15 protein-coding genes are annotated in these 16,266 nt (G+C 65.4%); 11 read left to right on the top strand and 4 right to left on the bottom strand.

Annotated features, from left to right (window positions below):
• Positions 1 to 145 precede the first annotated feature (145 nt).
• On the bottom strand, positions 146 to 526 hold the full coding sequence (locus tag ACHQ4I_RS29125; protein ID WP_420775067.1) for a VOC family protein: 381 nt from the start codon (positions 524 to 526) through the stop codon (positions 146 to 148).
• 92 nt (positions 527 to 618) lie between these two features.
• Positions 619 to 1,323 carry a helix-turn-helix transcriptional regulator gene (locus ACHQ4I_RS29120; protein ID WP_420775066.1) on the bottom strand — a complete coding sequence of 235 codons (705 nt, stop codon included), beginning with the start codon at positions 1,321 to 1,323 and terminating at the stop codon, positions 619 to 621.
• 201 nt (positions 1,324 to 1,524) lie between these two features.
• Between ACHQ4I_RS29120 and ACHQ4I_RS29115 the strand changes: the two genes are divergently transcribed.
• The gene (locus ACHQ4I_RS29115) at positions 1,525 to 2,505 is read left to right on the top strand and encodes a CAP domain-containing protein (protein ID WP_420775065.1); all 981 of its coding nucleotides are present in this window, start codon (positions 1,525 to 1,527) and stop codon (positions 2,503 to 2,505) included.
• Positions 2,506 to 2,598: 93 nt separating this feature from the next.
• On the opposite strand, the gene ACHQ4I_RS29110 is transcribed toward ACHQ4I_RS29115, so the two are convergent.
• Positions 2,599 to 3,207: a hypothetical protein gene (locus ACHQ4I_RS29110; RefSeq protein ID WP_420775064.1), complete on the bottom strand. Its 609-nt coding sequence runs from the start codon at positions 3,205 to 3,207 to the stop codon at positions 2,599 to 2,601.
• Between the two features lie 562 nt (positions 3,208 to 3,769).
• On the opposite strand from ACHQ4I_RS29110, the gene ACHQ4I_RS29105 reads away from it, so the two are divergent.
• Positions 3,770 to 5,014: a cytochrome P450 family protein gene (locus ACHQ4I_RS29105; RefSeq protein ID WP_420775063.1), complete on the top strand. Its 1,245-nt coding sequence runs from the start codon at positions 3,770 to 3,772 to the stop codon at positions 5,012 to 5,014.
• 156 nt (positions 5,015 to 5,170) lie between these two features.
• On the top strand, positions 5,171 to 6,235 hold the full coding sequence (locus ACHQ4I_RS29100; protein ID WP_420775062.1) for an AraC family transcriptional regulator: 1,065 nt from the start codon (positions 5,171 to 5,173) through the stop codon (positions 6,233 to 6,235).
• On the opposite strand, the gene ACHQ4I_RS29095 is transcribed toward ACHQ4I_RS29100, so the two are convergent.
• A complete protein-coding gene (locus ACHQ4I_RS29095) occupies positions 6,191 to 7,666 on the bottom strand; it encodes a PucR family transcriptional regulator (RefSeq protein ID WP_420775061.1) in 1,476 nt (491 codons plus the stop codon). The two genes, ACHQ4I_RS29100 and ACHQ4I_RS29095, sit on opposite strands and share 45 nt — an antisense overlap.
• A 193-nt stretch (positions 7,667 to 7,859) precedes the next feature.
• Between ACHQ4I_RS29095 and uraD the strand changes: the two genes are divergently transcribed.
• The 8 genes from uraD to ACHQ4I_RS29055 all read left to right on the top strand — a co-directional run bounded on the left by uraD (position 7,860) and on the right by ACHQ4I_RS29055 (position 16,266).
• The gene (uraD, locus tag ACHQ4I_RS29090) at positions 7,860 to 8,372 is read left to right on the top strand and encodes a 2-oxo-4-hydroxy-4-carboxy-5-ureidoimidazoline decarboxylase (protein ID WP_420775060.1); all 513 of its coding nucleotides are present in this window, start codon (positions 7,860 to 7,862) and stop codon (positions 8,370 to 8,372) included.
• Positions 8,369 to 8,668, top strand: a complete 300-nt coding sequence (gene uraH, locus ACHQ4I_RS29085) for a hydroxyisourate hydrolase (RefSeq protein WP_420775059.1) — start codon at positions 8,369 to 8,371, stop codon at positions 8,666 to 8,668. The genes uraD and uraH overlap by 4 nt, the downstream gene beginning before the upstream one ends.
• Before the next feature lie 3 nt (positions 8,669 to 8,671).
• On the top strand, positions 8,672 to 9,547 hold the full coding sequence (pucL, locus tag ACHQ4I_RS29080; RefSeq protein WP_420775058.1) for a factor-independent urate hydroxylase: 876 nt from the start codon (positions 8,672 to 8,674) through the stop codon (positions 9,545 to 9,547).
• Positions 9,548 to 9,549: 2 nt separating this feature from the next.
• Positions 9,550 to 10,425, top strand: coding sequence for an FAD binding domain-containing protein (locus ACHQ4I_RS29075; protein ID WP_420775057.1), 876 nt, complete (start codon positions 9,550 to 9,552; stop codon positions 10,423 to 10,425).
• Entirely contained in the window at positions 10,425 to 10,895 is a 471-nt protein-coding gene (locus ACHQ4I_RS29070; RefSeq protein ID WP_420775056.1) for a (2Fe-2S)-binding protein, read from the top strand. Before ACHQ4I_RS29075 ends, ACHQ4I_RS29070 begins: the two co-directional genes overlap by 1 nt.
• Before the next feature lie 95 nt (positions 10,896 to 10,990).
• Positions 10,991 to 12,346, top strand: coding sequence for an 8-oxoguanine deaminase (locus ACHQ4I_RS29065; RefSeq protein ID WP_420775055.1), 1,356 nt, complete (start codon positions 10,991 to 10,993; stop codon positions 12,344 to 12,346).
• Positions 12,346 to 14,679 carry a xanthine dehydrogenase family protein molybdopterin-binding subunit gene (locus ACHQ4I_RS29060; protein WP_420775054.1) on the top strand — a complete coding sequence of 778 codons (2,334 nt, stop codon included), beginning with the start codon at positions 12,346 to 12,348 and terminating at the stop codon, positions 14,677 to 14,679. The genes ACHQ4I_RS29065 and ACHQ4I_RS29060 overlap by 1 nt, the downstream gene beginning before the upstream one ends.
• 144 nt (positions 14,680 to 14,823) lie before the next feature.
• Positions 14,824 to 16,266, top strand: coding sequence for an NCS2 family permease (locus ACHQ4I_RS29055; RefSeq protein WP_420775053.1), 1,443 nt, complete (start codon positions 14,824 to 14,826; stop codon positions 16,264 to 16,266).

The following is a 16,266-nucleotide window of genomic DNA, read 5'->3' as shown; positions in this document are numbered from 1 at the left end:
CCCGTATCCGATAACGCCGAGGGAGTCGACGATAACGGGGCGGTCGAGGACGTTTCACTCTTTCGATCCGATAGCTGCCAAATCGCTATTGAGCCGAGACAGAGGGGCGGACGAAAACGGTTCCGCCCCTGCGACTACCGCATGATCAGGACTGCGGCGGCGGGCTGAAGACGCCGAAGTCGTTGCCGGAGCTGTCGAGGATATGGGCGAAGATCAGGCCGTCCTTGCCGGTGATCGGTGGTACCGACACCTTTCCGCCCAGTCGTTCGGCCGCGGCGACCGTGGCCGCCACGTCTTGGACGAGCACGAAGAAGGTCGCGTGATTCGCCGAGGCGTCGGGGGTGTGCGAGATGCCGCCGCTCGGCTGCTCGCTCGCGGGGTAGCTGACCAGGTCGTAGCCGTCGGCGTTCGGGTCGGCGCCGAAGGTCCAGCCGAAGAGGTCGCCGTAGAACTTCTTGGCCTCTTCGGGCTTATCGCTGCCCACCTGGAACCAGGCGACCGTGTTGAAGGGGGGAGTGCTGCTCACTTCTCGTCTCCTCGGGATCGGTGTCGATGTCTTGCCCGACCACGATCACCCGGCCCAGCGACAACCCCCTGTCGGTGTTTCCCGCGTCTTTCTCACAAGGCGACGCTTCTGAGCCCGACATCGTGGGGGATGTTCGATTCGGTGGCGTCGAATTGGCGCTGCTGTACCGGTAGATCCGTCATCGTCACCGTGTGAATGCGGTCCAGCCGGAAGCAGCGGGACTCCTCGCGCAGCCGACACCAGGCGATGAGGTACCAGCCGCGCGAGCCGTTGAGAAATGCGGTTGGCTCGACCTCGCGTTCACTGTGTGCGCCGAGGCGGTCGGAATAGCTGATCCGCAGCACCCGTCCGGCTTCGATCGACTGTCCGATGACCGCCGGAATCGCCTGGGTGGGCGCAGCGTCCACCGGATCCATCAACCGGACCCGCGCGGCGAGGGCGCGAGCGGCGGCGGCATTGCGTTCCGGCATCACCGCGAGGATCTTGCGCAACGCGCTCTGCCCGGCCTGTTCGAACGGCATCGACTCGCTGCGCGCAAGGGCGACGGCCAGCGCGACGGCCTCCGTCGCGGTGAAGTTGAGCGGCGGCAGCGACATGCTCTTCTCCAGCGCGTAACCACCGCGCCTGCCGACATCCGCGTAGATCGGAATGCTCGCCTGCTGTAGTGCCGCGATATCGCGTTCGATCGTCCGAACGCTCACCTCATAACGTTGCGCCAACTCACGCGCGGTCCGCATCCGCGGTGCCACCGCCCGCAACTCCTCGACGATCGCGTAGAGCCGATCAGTACGGTTCACGCCGCCAAGATAGCGCCGACCACCGACATCGAATCGCCGCGCGCGAATCTTCCTGGCGGGACTTGTGGCGAGGCGTCGTATGGCTCGCCTTCAGCAGGTCGGCGGACCTTGTCGCGGTCCGTTGGTGCGTGGTTGGTCGCTTATTAGGCAGCGGCTCGACTCTTTGTGCAACCCCACCATCACTAGCACAAAGGGACTCCGATGAAATTCAAGACCACTGCCGCCGCCCTGGCCGTCCTCGCGGGCGCGGGCCTTTTCGCACTGCCCGTGGCCGCCGCCGCGCCGCTCACCAATTGCGACGTCGACACCGCCGCACTCGCTTTGCGCGGCGAGGAGAGCGTGGTCTTCGACCAGATCAACAAGATGCGGGCCGAGGCGGGCCTGAAGCCGGTCACGCACACCGACGTGATGGCTCGTCCGGCCGAATGGGCCAGCAACGACAGTGCCAAGCGTGGCTCATCGCCCGCCGACCACGTCGACACCCTGGGTCGCGATATCAAGACCCGCTTCGCACAGTGCGGCGTCCCCGCCAACGCGCCGAAGATCGCCGAAATCAATTTCTACGGCACCAATGTCGAACCGGCCGACGCCATGCGCTTCTGGTCGAATTCGCCCGGCCACCGTGCGATCATCCTCGACGGCCAACTGGACAACGTCGGTGTCGCGGTGATCTACCAGGGCGACCGTCGCCACTGGACCGTCACCTTCGCCAAGAGCGGCGGCACCGAGCAGCCCGCCACCGTCACCCGCGAAAACCTCACCGGCGCACAGCATCAGACCGAATTCGACAGCCTCGTCGCGCAGGGCTACCGCATCATCGATATTCGCGTCACCGGCGGCAACGACCCCCGCTACTCCAGCACGTGGGTCCGCAACGACGGTCGCGCCTGGCAGGCCCGCCACGGCCTCGATTCCGGCGCCTACCAGGCCGAATTCGATAAACTGCTCGGCCAGGGCTACCGCCTGACCCTGGTGCGCGGCTACGAGGTCAACGGCTCCTCTCGCTTCGTAGCGATCTGGGAGAAGAACGACGGACGCGCGTGGCAGGCCCGCCACGACATCTCGGTCGACACCTTCAACACCACCTCGACCCAGCTCTCCGCCCAGGGCTACAAGCTCGTCCATGAGCACCGGTACACGGTCAAGGGCCAGACGTACGTGGCCGCGATCTGGAACAAGTAAGCGTCACTGCCGATGCCGCGGTCTTCCTTGTGGGAGGCCGCGGCATCGGAGCGTTGCGTGTCACAGGTCGGGGTGCGTGCTGCTGAACATCGGCTACCGCTTGGGCGAGACCAGCATGGGTTCGTGCAGGTCGAAGTATTCGACGTCGCCCATGAGTCGGCTTTCCTCTTCGAACAGCTCGCGCAGATCGTCGGGGACCTCCAGCTTTTCGTGGGCGCGGGCTTCGGCTTCGGAGGTGAAGTACACAGCTTCGACGTACCCGTCCTTGCCGTAGGTCGCCAGGGTGCCGCCGATAATCTCCGGGCGCAATTCGTGGATGCGCTCGGTGCCCTGGGACAGCAGTTCGCGCATGCGGCCCTGATCCCGCGTATGGCCTTCCATGATCTGTACGAAACCGGCCTGGTCGGAGCCGCCGCCCAACCACTGCGTCACTTCGGGGCAGTCCATGAAGGTGACCGGACCGTCGAAGCATTGTTGGGTCTCGGCCCACCACGCGCCCTGTTCCGGTCGGTCGCTATTGCGCCGCGCCGCTTGCTCGGATTCGAACCTCGCCAAGGCGATGAACGTCCCGTCGTCGCACAACCCGCTGGTCATGCCGAGATAGCCGGTGGCTCCCGGCTGCAATTCCTCGGTCCACCGATCCATGCACCGACGGAGTCGGTCGGCGTCTGCGACCTTGCCTTGTATGACTTGGATGAACATCGAGTCCTCCTCCTGCGGAGGGATCACTCCGCTATGTCGCGGGGGCGACGCGTCGTGGTCCACCGAGGGCTCGAGACCGCACGGCCCGCGAACGCGGCCACCGCACAGCTAATAGTTCGCCGCCGCGAAGCTGTGCGCAAGACCGACAACTCGCCGAACTGTGGAACCGCAGCCCGGCGTGTCCCCACTCGCCGGGCTGCAGTGCGATGTCTCCGCGAACAGTCAGCGACTTCGCCGCACGCCCGCCCACTGGGTCTGCCAGCGACCCACACTCCCCCTCTCTGCGGAACCCCTCTATCTCCCACGACCGCGCCTTACAAAAAATGTCCGCAAACTTACAAGAAAACGGTAGAGACCGGCTAGTACCGGAACCTACTGTGCGAGAAAAGCTTTCGGCAGTCTGCGGACGAGAAGACGTCGACCTGGCCGGGCGTGGGGCGGCCGACGCGCCACCGGTGGACCCACGTTTGTGAGCGGCCCCGGGGCTGACGTGACGGCAACCCCGGCCCCCGGTTCACGATCCGGCAGTCGTCTTCAACCTCGATAACCCCATAGGAACATGATGATTCCCAACAGCGAAACCCGGCCGATAGCGTCGCTCAGCGACTTCGACGGTCCGCGAGCTCGTCTGTATTCCGAAGAATTCGCGGCCGATCCGCACGAGTTCTACCGGGAGATGCGGCGCCGTTTCGGCTCGCTGGCCCCGGTAGAGCTGGCGCCGGGTGTCCCGGCCACCCTGGTGATCGGATATCACGAAGCACTGCAAATCCTCCACGACCCGCAGCGTTTCCCCGCCGATCCGCGCATCTGGGAACGCGGCATTCCCGCCGACTGTCCGATCCGGCCCGTGATGGAGTGGCGGCCCAACCCCATTCGCAGCGCAGGCGGAGACCATACGCGGTACCGGTCGGCGGCAGCGGATGCGCTGGGCAAGATCGATCTGCACCGGCTGCACACGACCATCGAGCAGATCGCCATCTCGCAGATCAACTCGTTCTGCGAGAGCGGCTACTGCGATGTGGTAAGCCAGTACGCGCTGCCCGTCATCTTCGGGACACTCAATGCGCTGCTCGGCAGCCCTTCGGTGATAAGTCAACGCGCGGCGATCGGGATTGCGGCGATTTTCGACGCCGTCGATGCCGAGCGCGGCGATCAGATGCTGTCCGAGGCGTTGGTGGAACTGACTCGGTTCAAACGCATTTATCCAGGCGCGGATGTCACCAGCTGGCTGATCGAGCATCCGGTAGGGCTGGACGACGAGGAGATGCTGCACCAGCTGATGCTGTTGTACGCCGCCGGAATCGAACCGCCGCTGAACCTGATCGGGAACACCATGCTGCTGCTATTGACCGACGACCGGTTCGCGGGCCAAGCGGTCGACGGGAGTAGGCCGACGCGGGATGCGCTGGACGAGGTGTTGTTCAACGATCCGCCGATGTCGAATTACTGCATCACTTATCCGCGGGAGCCGGTTTTCATCAACAGCTCCTGGTTGCCGGCCCATCAGCCGGTACTGATCAGCATGGCCGCCTGCAACAACGACCCTGCCATCCGGATGGGCGATATCACTGACAACCGGTCGCATCTGGCGTTCAGTACGGGCCCGCATGCCTGCCCTGCACGCTCGGCCGCGGAGCTGATCGTGCAGGACGCGATCGACCAGCTGCTGGATGCCCTACCCGAGATGGAGTTGGCAGTGCCGAAAACCGAGTTGCGATGGCGACCGGCGCCGTTCCACCGGTCGTTGTCCTCGCTCCCGGTCAGATTCCCCAAGAGCCCGCCGATCCATCCGGGCGGCAATCCGTAGACCACCTCAGCGCGATTGGGAGTCACGGGCCTAGCACACCCCTAGTAATCGACCACATCACCGGATGCCCTGTCGCCGAGCCCGGTACCTCGACGATCTTCTTGTAAGTTTGTGGTCAGTTTGTAGCTTGCGGTGGTGCGCGAAAGGGGTTGCGGCATGGCCGATCCGGAATACCGGCAAGTCCCTTTCGAGATCCGCGATGCAGAGTCGCAGGCCGACCGGGCCGCGCGCTGGCACGACTGGCTCCATACCTGGCAGGGGACGGTCGGGCTCGCCTTCCACGACGACGACTTCAGCTCATCAGCGCTCGGCCAGAGCGTCGGTGAATTCCAGGTCGTCGGATTCGAGTCCGGCGCTCTCGACTACCAACGCTCGCAACGAGATGTGCGCGGCGACGGCGACTACGGCTACCGACTCCTCATCCCGCTGGAAGGGAGTTTCAAACTCGCACAAGGTGATTCCAAGGAAATATTCCACCCAGGAAGAATCGCCCTTTTCCACTGGGGCAGCCCTATGTACATGACGCACGACGAGACAATTCGTGCGTTGATCATGACTGTCCCCGAAAGATCGATCCGTATCGAACGCCCCGAAGACGCCCCGCTCGCACTGGATGAGACGCGGCCCGTCGTGCGCGCGTTGGATAAAGTGGTCCGTCAGCTCGCCGACGAGAAGGAACAGTGGAACACAGTAGATTTCACCTTCACATTTTCCAGTGCGCTGACGCTACTCGAGGGGGCACTCACTCCGAACCGAGCCGTCACGCTGAGCGGAACCAAGAAGGATATTGAACGCGCGAAGAACGCTCAACGCGCACGTATTCTCATAGCGCAGAAGGCGAGCGACCCCACGGTGACGCCGGAAGCCATCGCCGAAATGTGCGGGATGTCCCTGAAGACGCTGCACACCGTGTTGAAGTCGACCGACGACATCACACCGGGCGCGATGCTGCGCAAGATCCGCCTCGACCTCGCACGTCAGCGATTGTCTACTGCACAGCCCATCGACATAGATCGGATCGCCTCCGAGGTGGGCTTCACCACGACAAAGAGGTTCCGAGAGGCATTCCAACGGCAGTTCGGGCAAACCCCGGCCCAGCTGCGCGAAGAGCTGTTCGGTATCGGCACCAAGGCGGCAGTCGAGAGCACACTGACCGAGGCGGGGGCGCAGCGTCGTTCAGCGCAGGGCCAAGGCGAGGAAGAAGTCGACGCGGTCTTCTAGGCGGGATAAATCTCGGCCGGTTAGTTCTTCGATGCGTTGGATGCGGTAGCGCAGGGTGTTGACGTGGACGTGGAGTAGTTCGGCGCATTTGGTCCAGGAACCCGAGACCTGGAGGAAGGTTTCCAAGGTGTGGACCAGGTCGGCGCGGTTTTCTTGGTCATAGCTGCTCAATGGGTCGAGCAGGCGTAGGCGGAACATGCGGCGGACTTCGTCGGGGACGCTGGCCAGCAGGAGCATGTGGGTGGCCAGTTCGTCGTGGCCCACGACGCTGGTGGGGGTGGGGCGGTCGGCGGCTAGGCGGCGGGCGTAGCGGGCTTCTTCTACGGCGCCGCGCAGGCCTTCGCCGTCGACTATGCCGCTGACGCCGATCGATAGGTGGGCGCCCTGTAGGCCGGGCTCCAAAGCGGCTACGGCGCGGTGGATTTCGGCGAGGATGGCGCCGTTGGGGTCGGCGGGTATGAGGGCGATGGCTTCGCCGTCGACCACGCCTGCGGCCGGCCTTTTGCCGTAAAGGATTTCGCGGAGCAGGACGCGTAATTCGCCGGGGCGCAAGGCATCCGCGCCTGCGGCTACCGCGATATAGGTTTCGGCGGGGCCGAGGCCGGTCAGTTCGAGGCGGGAGATGATCTCGGCGGGTTTGGCATCGGAGACGATGAGTTCGATGAGTTCCTGGGCCAGGCGGCCTTCGGCGCTTTGGCGGTCATCGAGGCGCGCGCGTTCGAGGGAGACGACGGCGGCGAGTTCGCCGGTCAGCGCGCGGCGTTCTTCCGGCCAGTCCTTGCAGTCGCCCTCGAAGACCAGGAACCAGTCGGCCGCACGGGAGGTGCTGTGCTCGTCGACGGCGAACAGTGAGTAGCGCGCCTTGTCCTGAACCAGCACGTGGGGGAGGCGGCGGGCATTCAAGAAAGCGGCCGTGACCTCGACCGGCGGCAGCGAAACGGGTCCGGCGACCACTCGTCCGGTCGACGAGACGACCCAGCATCGCATATCCAGGTCGCGCTCGATCAACTCCAGCACAGACCCCAGACCGGTACCCGAAACGAGCTGCCGGTGGCGGTCGAGAATCGCGGTCAGGTCGGCAGCGCGCCCGGTCGACAAATTCCGGGTCAACGTCTCGGTGACCTGGGCGAACGCGACATCCTCAGGGACACGGAACAGCGGTATCCGGTGCCGCTGACAGGCCTCGACGACGTCGGGCGGCGCACCGCCGTAACGGGCGTCACCAGCGGCGAGTCCGGCGACTCCGGCCCGGGCCAGCGCGCGGACAAAGGTCTCGCTGTCCTCCGGGGAAATCCGCCATTGCAGCCCGGTCAGCACCAGCTCACCGCCGGAGAGATAGCGGCTCGGATCGAGCATGTCCGTGGTCACTACCCACCGCACGAACCGGTCGAGCTCGTCGTCGCCGGTGACGAGCTCGAGACCGAGGTTCATGGTGAGAAGTGATCTAAGTCGCACAGTTGCCGAGGCTAACAGCCAATCCTGAGGGCCCCGGAAACGCTTTGGATATTCACACAAATAGGCCCCTGTGAACTGGCCCACACTTCAGATTTCTGGTTCCTAGCAGCGCAGATGACCGGCAGGTGTACTTACTCCCGTCGCCGGAACAAGCTCGATGGGAGATCGGATGTCAGGTGAGATCGGATGGCTCAACTCGCTGCCACCGGACCAGGCCGAGGCGGAACTGTTGACCTGCTGTGCCTCATATGTCTGGGCGCAGAAGGTGGCGGCGCATCGGCCGTATGTGGACAGCGCGAGCCTGATGGCCGCCGCGGTCGCCGGGGTGCGGGAGCTGAGTTGGCCGGATATCGAGGAGGCGCTCTCGGCGCATCCGCGCATCGGCGACCGCGCGAAGGCGGGCACGCACGAGCGCGAGGCGAAGTGGTCCGCGGGTGAGCAGTCGGGGACCGCGAGCGCCGACCAGCAGGTCCTCGATGACATCGCCGCAGGCAACCTGGCCTACGAACAGCGGTTCGGACACGTCTTCCTGATCCGCGCCTCGGGCCGCAGCGCAGAGCAGATCCGCGCCGAACTGCGCAGGCGGCTGGCGAATACCGCCGAGGGTGAACGCATCACGACGCAACGCGAACTCGCCGATATCACCCGGTTGCGGATTCGAAAGCTGTTGGAGGACAGGTGAGTCTGTCCACCCACGTGCTCGACGCGGCCTCCGGTCGCCCGGCGTCAGGCCTGCCGGTGCGGCTGGAAAAAGCTGACGGCACCGTGCTCGCCGAGCGCCGCACCGACGAGGACGGGCGCGTCAAGGATCTGCCCGCACCCGAAATCGGTACGCACCGGCTGATTTTCGATACCGGTGACCTCAGCCCGTTCTACCCGTCGGTGACCATCGACTTCCGCGTCACCGACCCAGCCGAGCACTACCACGTGCCGCTGCTGCTCAGTCCCTATTCCTACTCGACCTACCGAGGTAGCTGAACAATGTCGATCAAGCTCGGGCCGAATAGATACGGCAAAGCGGAAAACCGGGTCGTCCGCGTGACGAAAACCGGTGGCGTCCACGAGATCCGAGATCTGAACGTCGGTGTGGCGTTATCCGGTGACATGGACGAGGTCCACCTGACCGGTGACAACGCGACGGTCCTGCCGACCGACACCCAGAAGAACACGGTGTTCGCCTTCGCCAAGGAGCACGGCATCACCTCCCCGGAGGCGTTCGGTCTGCTGCTGGCAAGGCATTTCGTCGATTCGCAGCCGCCCATCCACCACGCGCGGGTCTCCCTGGAGGAGTATGCCTGGGAGCGCATCGTGGTCGGACCCGGCGACGAGCAGCACTCGTTCGTGCGCTCGGGTCAGGAGACGCGCACCGCACGGGTGCACTACGACGGCGAAAACGCCTGGGTGGTATCGGGTTTGACGGGTCTGGTGGTGCTCAACTCCACCGGCTCGGAGTTCCACGGCTACATCAAGGACAAGTACACGACGCTGCAGGAGGCCTACGACCGCGTGCTGGCCACCGAGGTCAATGCGGAATGGCGCTTCGCGAGCGAACCGGGCGACTGGGACAAGGCCTACCGCGAGGTCCGCGGCGCGCTGCTCGAGGCATTCGCCGACACCTATAGCTATTCGCTGCAGCAGACCCTCTACGCCATGGGCGACCGGGTGATCAGTGCGGTCCCCGAGGTCTGCGAGGTCCGGCTGTCACTGCCGAATAAGCACCACTTCGTCGTCGATCTGTCCGGCTTCGGACTGGAGAACGACAACGAGGTGTTCTTCGCCGCCGACCGCCCCTACGGCCTCATCGAGGGCACCGTACTCACCGAGGACGCCCCCGTGCCCGGACCGGCTTGGGAGTGACGATGGATTTTCTACGACCCGATACCTGGGCGGAGGCGCTGGAGCTGAAGGCCGCCAACCCGGAGGCCAAACCCATCCAGGGCGGCACCGACGTCATGGTCGAGATGAACTTCGATCACGGCCGTCCGGCGGCATTGCTCGATCTGAACCGCTGTCGCGACCTGTTCGATTACTCGACAGAGCCCAACGGCCGCATCCGAATCGGCGCGGGCGTTCCCTACGTGCGCATCATCAACCGGCTCGGCCACCAGCTGCCCGGCCTGGCCCAGGCCTCGCGCACGGTCGGTTCGCCGCAGATCCGCAACCGCGGCACGGTCGGCGGCAATCTCGGCGGCGCGTCCCCAGCCGGTGACGCCCATCCGGCACTGCTGGCGAGCAATGCGGTGATCGAGGTGGAATCCGCCGCGCGCGGCACCCGCCTGATCCCGATCGACGACTTCTACGTGTGGGTGAAGAAGAACGCGCTCGCGCCCGACGAGCTGATCCGCGCCATCTGGATCGCGCCCGCGACGGGACCGCAGTACTTCTCGAAGGTCGGCACCCGCAATGCCATGGTGATCGCGGTCTGCGCGTTCTCGATCGCGCTGCACCCCGACTCCCGCACGGTCGGCACCGGCATCGGTTCCGCCGGCCCGACGCCGCTGCGCGCCGCGACGGCCGAGCAGTTCCTCGCCGAGACGCTGAACTGGGATGACCCGGCCCCCTTGCCTTTCGATGTCGTCCGCGAATTCGGCGAGCTGGCCTCGGCCGCCGCAAAGCCGATCGATGACGTCCGCGGCACCGCGGAATACCGCAAACATGCCCTGACGGTGCTGGCCCGCCGCACCCTGTCCTGGGCCTGGACGGACTACCTAGCAGAAAGAAGGAGGGCGGCCTGATGCGGGTGACCTTCGACGTCAACGGCTCGCAAGAGACCGTCGACGATGTGTGGGAGGGCGAGAGCCTCCTGTATATGCTCCGCGAGCGGATGGGCCTGCCCGGTTCCAAGAACGCCTGCGAGCAAGGCGAATGCGGTTCGTGCACAGTCTATTTGGATGGCACCCCGGTGTGCTCCTGTCTGGTGGCCGCTGGTCAGGTGCAGGATCGCTCGGTGCGCACGGTCGAGGGCCTGGCCAAGGGCGCGAAGCTCGATCCGATGCAGGAGGCGTTCGTCGAGGCCGGTGCGGTCCAGTGTGGTTTCTGCACACCGGGTCTCATCGTGCAGGCGCACGATCTCATCGAACGCAATCCCGATCCCTCCGATGTGGAGATCCGCGAGGCGCTCGCCGGAAACCTCTGCCGTTGTACGGGATACGAGAAGATCCTCGACGCGGTACGACTGGCCGCGGCACGTAAGGCGGGCAAATGAATACAGCATCGCGAAGCGATTCGGTGAGGGGCGGCGGTCGGGTGACGGGTAGGCATACAGCATCGCCAAGCGATTCGGTGAGGGGTGGCGGTCGGGTGACGGGTGGGCGCAAGACCGTTATCGAGAACGCGTACATCGCGCCGGTTGTCGGTGACGAGATCGCGTCCGGATACGTCGTCATCTCCGACGGCCGCATCGATGCCCTCGGCGCAGGACCGGCACCGATCGTGCCCGGTGCCGAAAAGATCGACGGCACCGGCTGTTTGGTGACCCCGGGCCTGGTCAACACCCACCACCATCTCTACCAGTGGGCCAGCCAGGGCCTGTTCCAGGATTCGACTCTGTTCGAATGGCTGACCGGCCTCTACCGCACCTGGGCGCGCATGGACGCCGATGTCGTCTACGGCGCCGCCTCCGCCGGCCTGGGCTGGCTGGCGCTGACCGGCTGCACCACCAGCAGCGACCACCACTACATCTTCCCGAAGGGGCGCGGCGACCTGTTCGCGGCCGAGGTGCGTGCGGCCAGCGAGATCGGCCTGCGCTTCCACCCGTGCCGCGGCTCGATGGACCGCGGGCAGAAGGACGGCGGTCTGCCGCCGGACGAGGTGGTGGAGAGCCGCGACGAAATCCTCGCCCACACAGCCGAAGTCATCGATACCTACCACGATCCGTCGTTCGATTCGATGCTGCGGGTCGCCGTCGCGCCCTGTTCGCCGTTCTCGGTGAGCGAGGGCCTGATGGTCGACTCCGCCACCCTGGCGCGTGCCAAAGGCGTCCGGCTGCATACCCATCTCGCCGAAACGCTCGACGAGGAAGAGCACTGCATCGAGCAGATGGGCTGCACCCCCGTCGAATATATGGAAAAGCTCGGCTGGCTCGGTGAGGATGTCTGGTTCGCCCACGCGGTGCATCTGCACGACGCCGATATCCGTCGCTTCGCCGAAACCGGCAGCGGCTCGGCGCATTGCCCGACCTCGAACGCCCGCCTTGGTGCGGGTATCGCCCGCGTCAGCGATCTGGTCGCCGCCGGTGCGCCGGTAGGCCTCGGCGTGGACGGTGCGGCATCGAGCGAACTGACGTCGATGGCCGGGGAAATGCGGCAGGCCATGCTGTTCCAGCGCGCGGTCAGCGGCCCGACCGCCTTCACCGCGCGCCAGGCGCTCGAGATCGGCACCCTCGGTGGTGCTCGTAATCTCGGCCGCCACAACGAGATCGGCAGTATCGAACCCGGCAAACTCGCCGACCTCGCCATCTGGCGGGTCGACGGATTTCGCTCGGCGATCGAGGATCCGGTCTGCTCCTTGGTCTTCGGACCGACACCGCCGCTGGCCCGGCTGCTCGTCGGCGGGCGCACCGTCGTGGAAAACGACGAATTGCGTACCGTCGCACAGGATGTCGTCGGTCAGGCCGGTCTCGTGGCCCGCAAACGGCTGATGCGACAGGAGGCATGATGACTGTCCCACGGACCACCCGCTTCCCCGAAGAGGTTGCCGCGCCGGGTAAGGGCGGCATCGGCGAGAGCCCGCTGCGCCCCGACGGCACCCTCAAGGTGAAGGGCGAATTCGCCTACGCGTCGGACCTGTGGATGGATGGCATGCTGTGGGGCGCGACCCTGCGCAGCCCGCATCCGCGCGCGATTATCCGCAGTATCGATATCGCGCCCGCACTGGCCATGACCGGTGTGCACGCCGTGCTGACCCATGAGGATGTGCCCGGCCGCAAGATGTACGGCCTCGACCACACCTGGGATCAGCCGGTCCTGGCCATCGGCGAGGTGCGCCACCACGGTGAGCCCATCGCCCTGGTCGCCGCCGACCACCCCGAGATCGCTCGGCGCGCCCTCGACGCCATCGAAATCGATTGGGAGGTATTGGAACCCATTACCGATCCGATGGCGGTGCTCTCGGCCCCGAAGCGGCTCGCGGTGCAGGAGCGCGGCGGTATCGCCCGGCATCAGCCGGTGCGCGTCGGCGATATCACCGTGGGCCGCGCGCTGGCCACCGTGGTGGTCACCGAGGAATACGAGGTCGGCATCCAAGACCAGGCATTCCTCGGCCCCGAATCCGGCCTGGTGATTCCGGCCGAGGACGGCGGGCTCGACTTCTACGTCGCCACCCAGTGGATGCACAATGATCTGTCCCAGATCGGGCCATGCCTCGGCCTGGCCGACGACCAGATCCGGATGACCATGGCCGGTGTCGGCGGAGCCTTCGGTGGTCGCGAGGACCTGTCCATGCAGATCCACGCGGGCATGCTGGCCATGCACACCGGCAAGCCCGTCAAGATGGTGTACAACCGCGAGGAGTCGTTCTTCGGACACGTGCACCGGCACCCCGCGAAGATGCTCTATGAATACGGTGCCAATGCTGCCGGAAAGCTCACCTACGCAAAGGTTCTCATTGTCCTCGACGGTGGCGCGTACACCTCGGCGACGCTGAATGTGACCGGTAACGCGTCCTCGCTCGCGGTGGGGCCGTACGAGATCCCGCATATCGAGATCGACGCCTACGGCGTCTACACCAATAACCCGCCGTGCGGTGCGATGCGCGGATTCGGCGCGGTACAGGCCTGTTTCGCGCACGAGTCGATGATGGACAAGGTCGCCGAGGCGCTGGATCTCGATCCGGTGCACGTGCGCCAGATCAATGCGGTGTCACAGGGTTCCAAGCTGGCGACCGGTCAGGTGCTGCACGCGCCGACGCCGATGGCCGAAATGCTCGGGCAGCTGCGCGATATGCCGATGCCTCCCGAGCTGGACGCCTCGGATATCCGGAATCTGCCCGGCGGCGCATCGCAGACCACTCACGGTGAGGGAGTGGTGCGTGGTGTCGGCTACGGCGTCGGCATCAAGAACATCTGCTTCTCCGAGGCCTTCGACGACTACTCCACCGCCCGAGTGCGGCTGGAAGTCATTGCGGGAGAACCGGTTGCGCTGGTGCACACCGCAGCCGCCGAGGTCGGCCAGGGGCTGGTGACGGTGGAGGCGCAGATCGCGCGGACCGAACTCGGAATCGAACGGGTCACCATTCACCCGGCCGATAACCAGGTCGGCGACGCCGGCTCCTCGTCCGCTTCCCGGCAGACCTATATGACCGGTGGCGCGGTGAAGGCGGCTTGTGAAGCCGTGCGCCAGCGCGTACTCGGCCTGGCCCAGGCCAAGTTCGGTGCCTCGTCTGGACTGAGACTGGTTGGCGGCAAGGTGGTTTCGCGCACGGGGGAGGTGCTCGCGGCGATCGTCGATGTCCTGGATGAGGGGGCTATCGAAGAGACTCGCGAGTACCACCACCGGCGGACCACCGGTATGGATCCCGTTACGGGACAAGGAAATAGCCACACTCAGCTGGCTCTCTGCGTACACCGCGCCGTGGTGGACGTGGACACAGACCTCGGCCTGGTCAAGGTCGTCTCCCTGGACGCGGTCCAGGACGTGGGCAAGATCATGAACCGCCTCTCGCTGGAGGGCCAGATCCACGGCGGCTCCGTCCAGGGGCTCGGCCTGGCGGTCATGGAGGAAATCCAGGTCAAAGACGGTAAGGTGCGCAACCCGTCCTTCACCGACTACCTGATCCCGACGATTCTCGATACGCCGTCACAGCGGCTGGAGATTCTCGAGAATGCCGATCCGCACGCCCCCTATGGGCTGCGCGGCGCCGGAGAGCCGCCCACGCTCTCCTCTACCCCCGCGATCGCCGCGGCGATCCGTGACGCCTGCCGATCGCGGGGTGGAAACGTGCACATCAACCGAGTGCCGGTGCGACCGGAAGACATCATCCGGAGCAGTTGATCAACAGGGGCAGCCAGTCCGAACCGAACAGTGGACTGGACAGACTCCACAACAGCAGTACCCGAACCGCGCGGTCCGGCCCCGAATCCATAACAGGACAGCCGCCGGACCGTAGGTCGGCTACGCCCCGAGGAGGGCACGCCAATGACCCAGATACAGACCAAGCCCAGCACACCAGAGCCGGTAGCAGGAAGGTCTGCGCTCGACCGGTTCTTCCGGCTGAGCGAACGCCGAACCACCGTTTCCCGCGAAATCCGTGGCGGTATCACCACTTTCGTCGCAATGGCCTACGTCATCCTATTGGTGCCGCTGATTCTCGGCGGCGTCGCGGATGTCAACGGTGACAAGCTGAGCATCGCTCAACTCACCACGGCCACCGCGTTTTCCGCGGGACTCAGCACCATCGTGATGGGTGTGGCCGGCAATGTGCCACTGGCACTCGCCGCTGGACTGGGTGTGGTTCCGGTGGTCGCCTTCCAGGCCGCACCACATATGACCTGGCCGCAGACCATGGGTTTGGTGGTCCTGATGGGCGTGATCATCGTGATCCTGGCCGCGACCGGCCTGCGAACCATGATCATCAACGCCATCCCGCTCGGTCTCAAGAACGCCATCGGCGTCGGGATCGGCATGTTCATCGCCATGATCGGCCTGGTCTCGGCCGGGGTGGTCGGACACGGCGCGCAGACCGGCCCGCCGGTCACCCTCGGGGCCGGTGGTCATCTATCCGGCTGGCCGGTAGTGGTTTTCGCGGTCGGCCTGCTGATAATGCTGGCGCTGTTCATCCGCAGGGTGCCCGGTGCGATTCTGATCAGCATCGCCATCTCCACGGTGCTCGCCATCATCGTCAACGCACTCGCCGAGATCGACCCGCAGACCTGGGGGCCGGTGGTGCCGGAGAAGCCGAAGGGCTTGTTCGCCGCCCCCGATTTCGGGCTGGCCCTGCACATCGACCTCTTCGGCGGATTCGCCGAGGCGGGCGGGCTGGTTGCCGGAGTTGTGCTGTTCACCCTGGTGCTGACCGGGTTCTTCGACGCCATGGGAACGGTTTTCGGCGTCTGCGACGAGGCCGGACTGCTCGATGAGAAGGGCACCATGCCGGGCATCGGCAAGGTCCTGACCATCGACGGTGTCGCCCAGATCATCGGCGGTGTCAGCGGCGGCGCGGGGAACACCGTGTACGTCGAGTCCGCGACGGGTGTCGGTGAGGGCGCCCGCACCGGCCTGACCAGCCTGGTGACCGGCGGGTTGTTCTGTCTCGCAGTGTTTTTCACCCCGCTCGCCGCCGTCGTGCCGATCCAGGCCGCTGCTCCGGCGCTGGTGATCGTCGGTGCGCTGATGATGACCCAGGCCCGCAAGATCGACTGGAACGACCTGGAAGTGGCGGTACCCGCCTTCCTGACGATCGTGCTGATGCCGTTCACCTACTCGATCACCAACGGTGTCGGCGCTGGCCTCATCGCGTACGTGGTGATCAAGCTGGCGCGCGGCAAGTTCCGTGAAATCCATTGGCTGATCGGGGTGGTGAGCCTCGTCTTCGCCGGCTACTTCGGCATCTCGGCCATCGAACTACTCCTGGGCGGATAG

Origin of the sequence: Nocardia nepalensis (assembly GCF_048910785.1) — a bacterium.
Classification (GTDB): domain Bacteria; phylum Actinomycetota; class Actinomycetes; order Mycobacteriales; family Mycobacteriaceae; genus Nocardia; species Nocardia nepalensis.
This window is presented reverse-complemented; position numbering and strand designations above follow the sequence as displayed.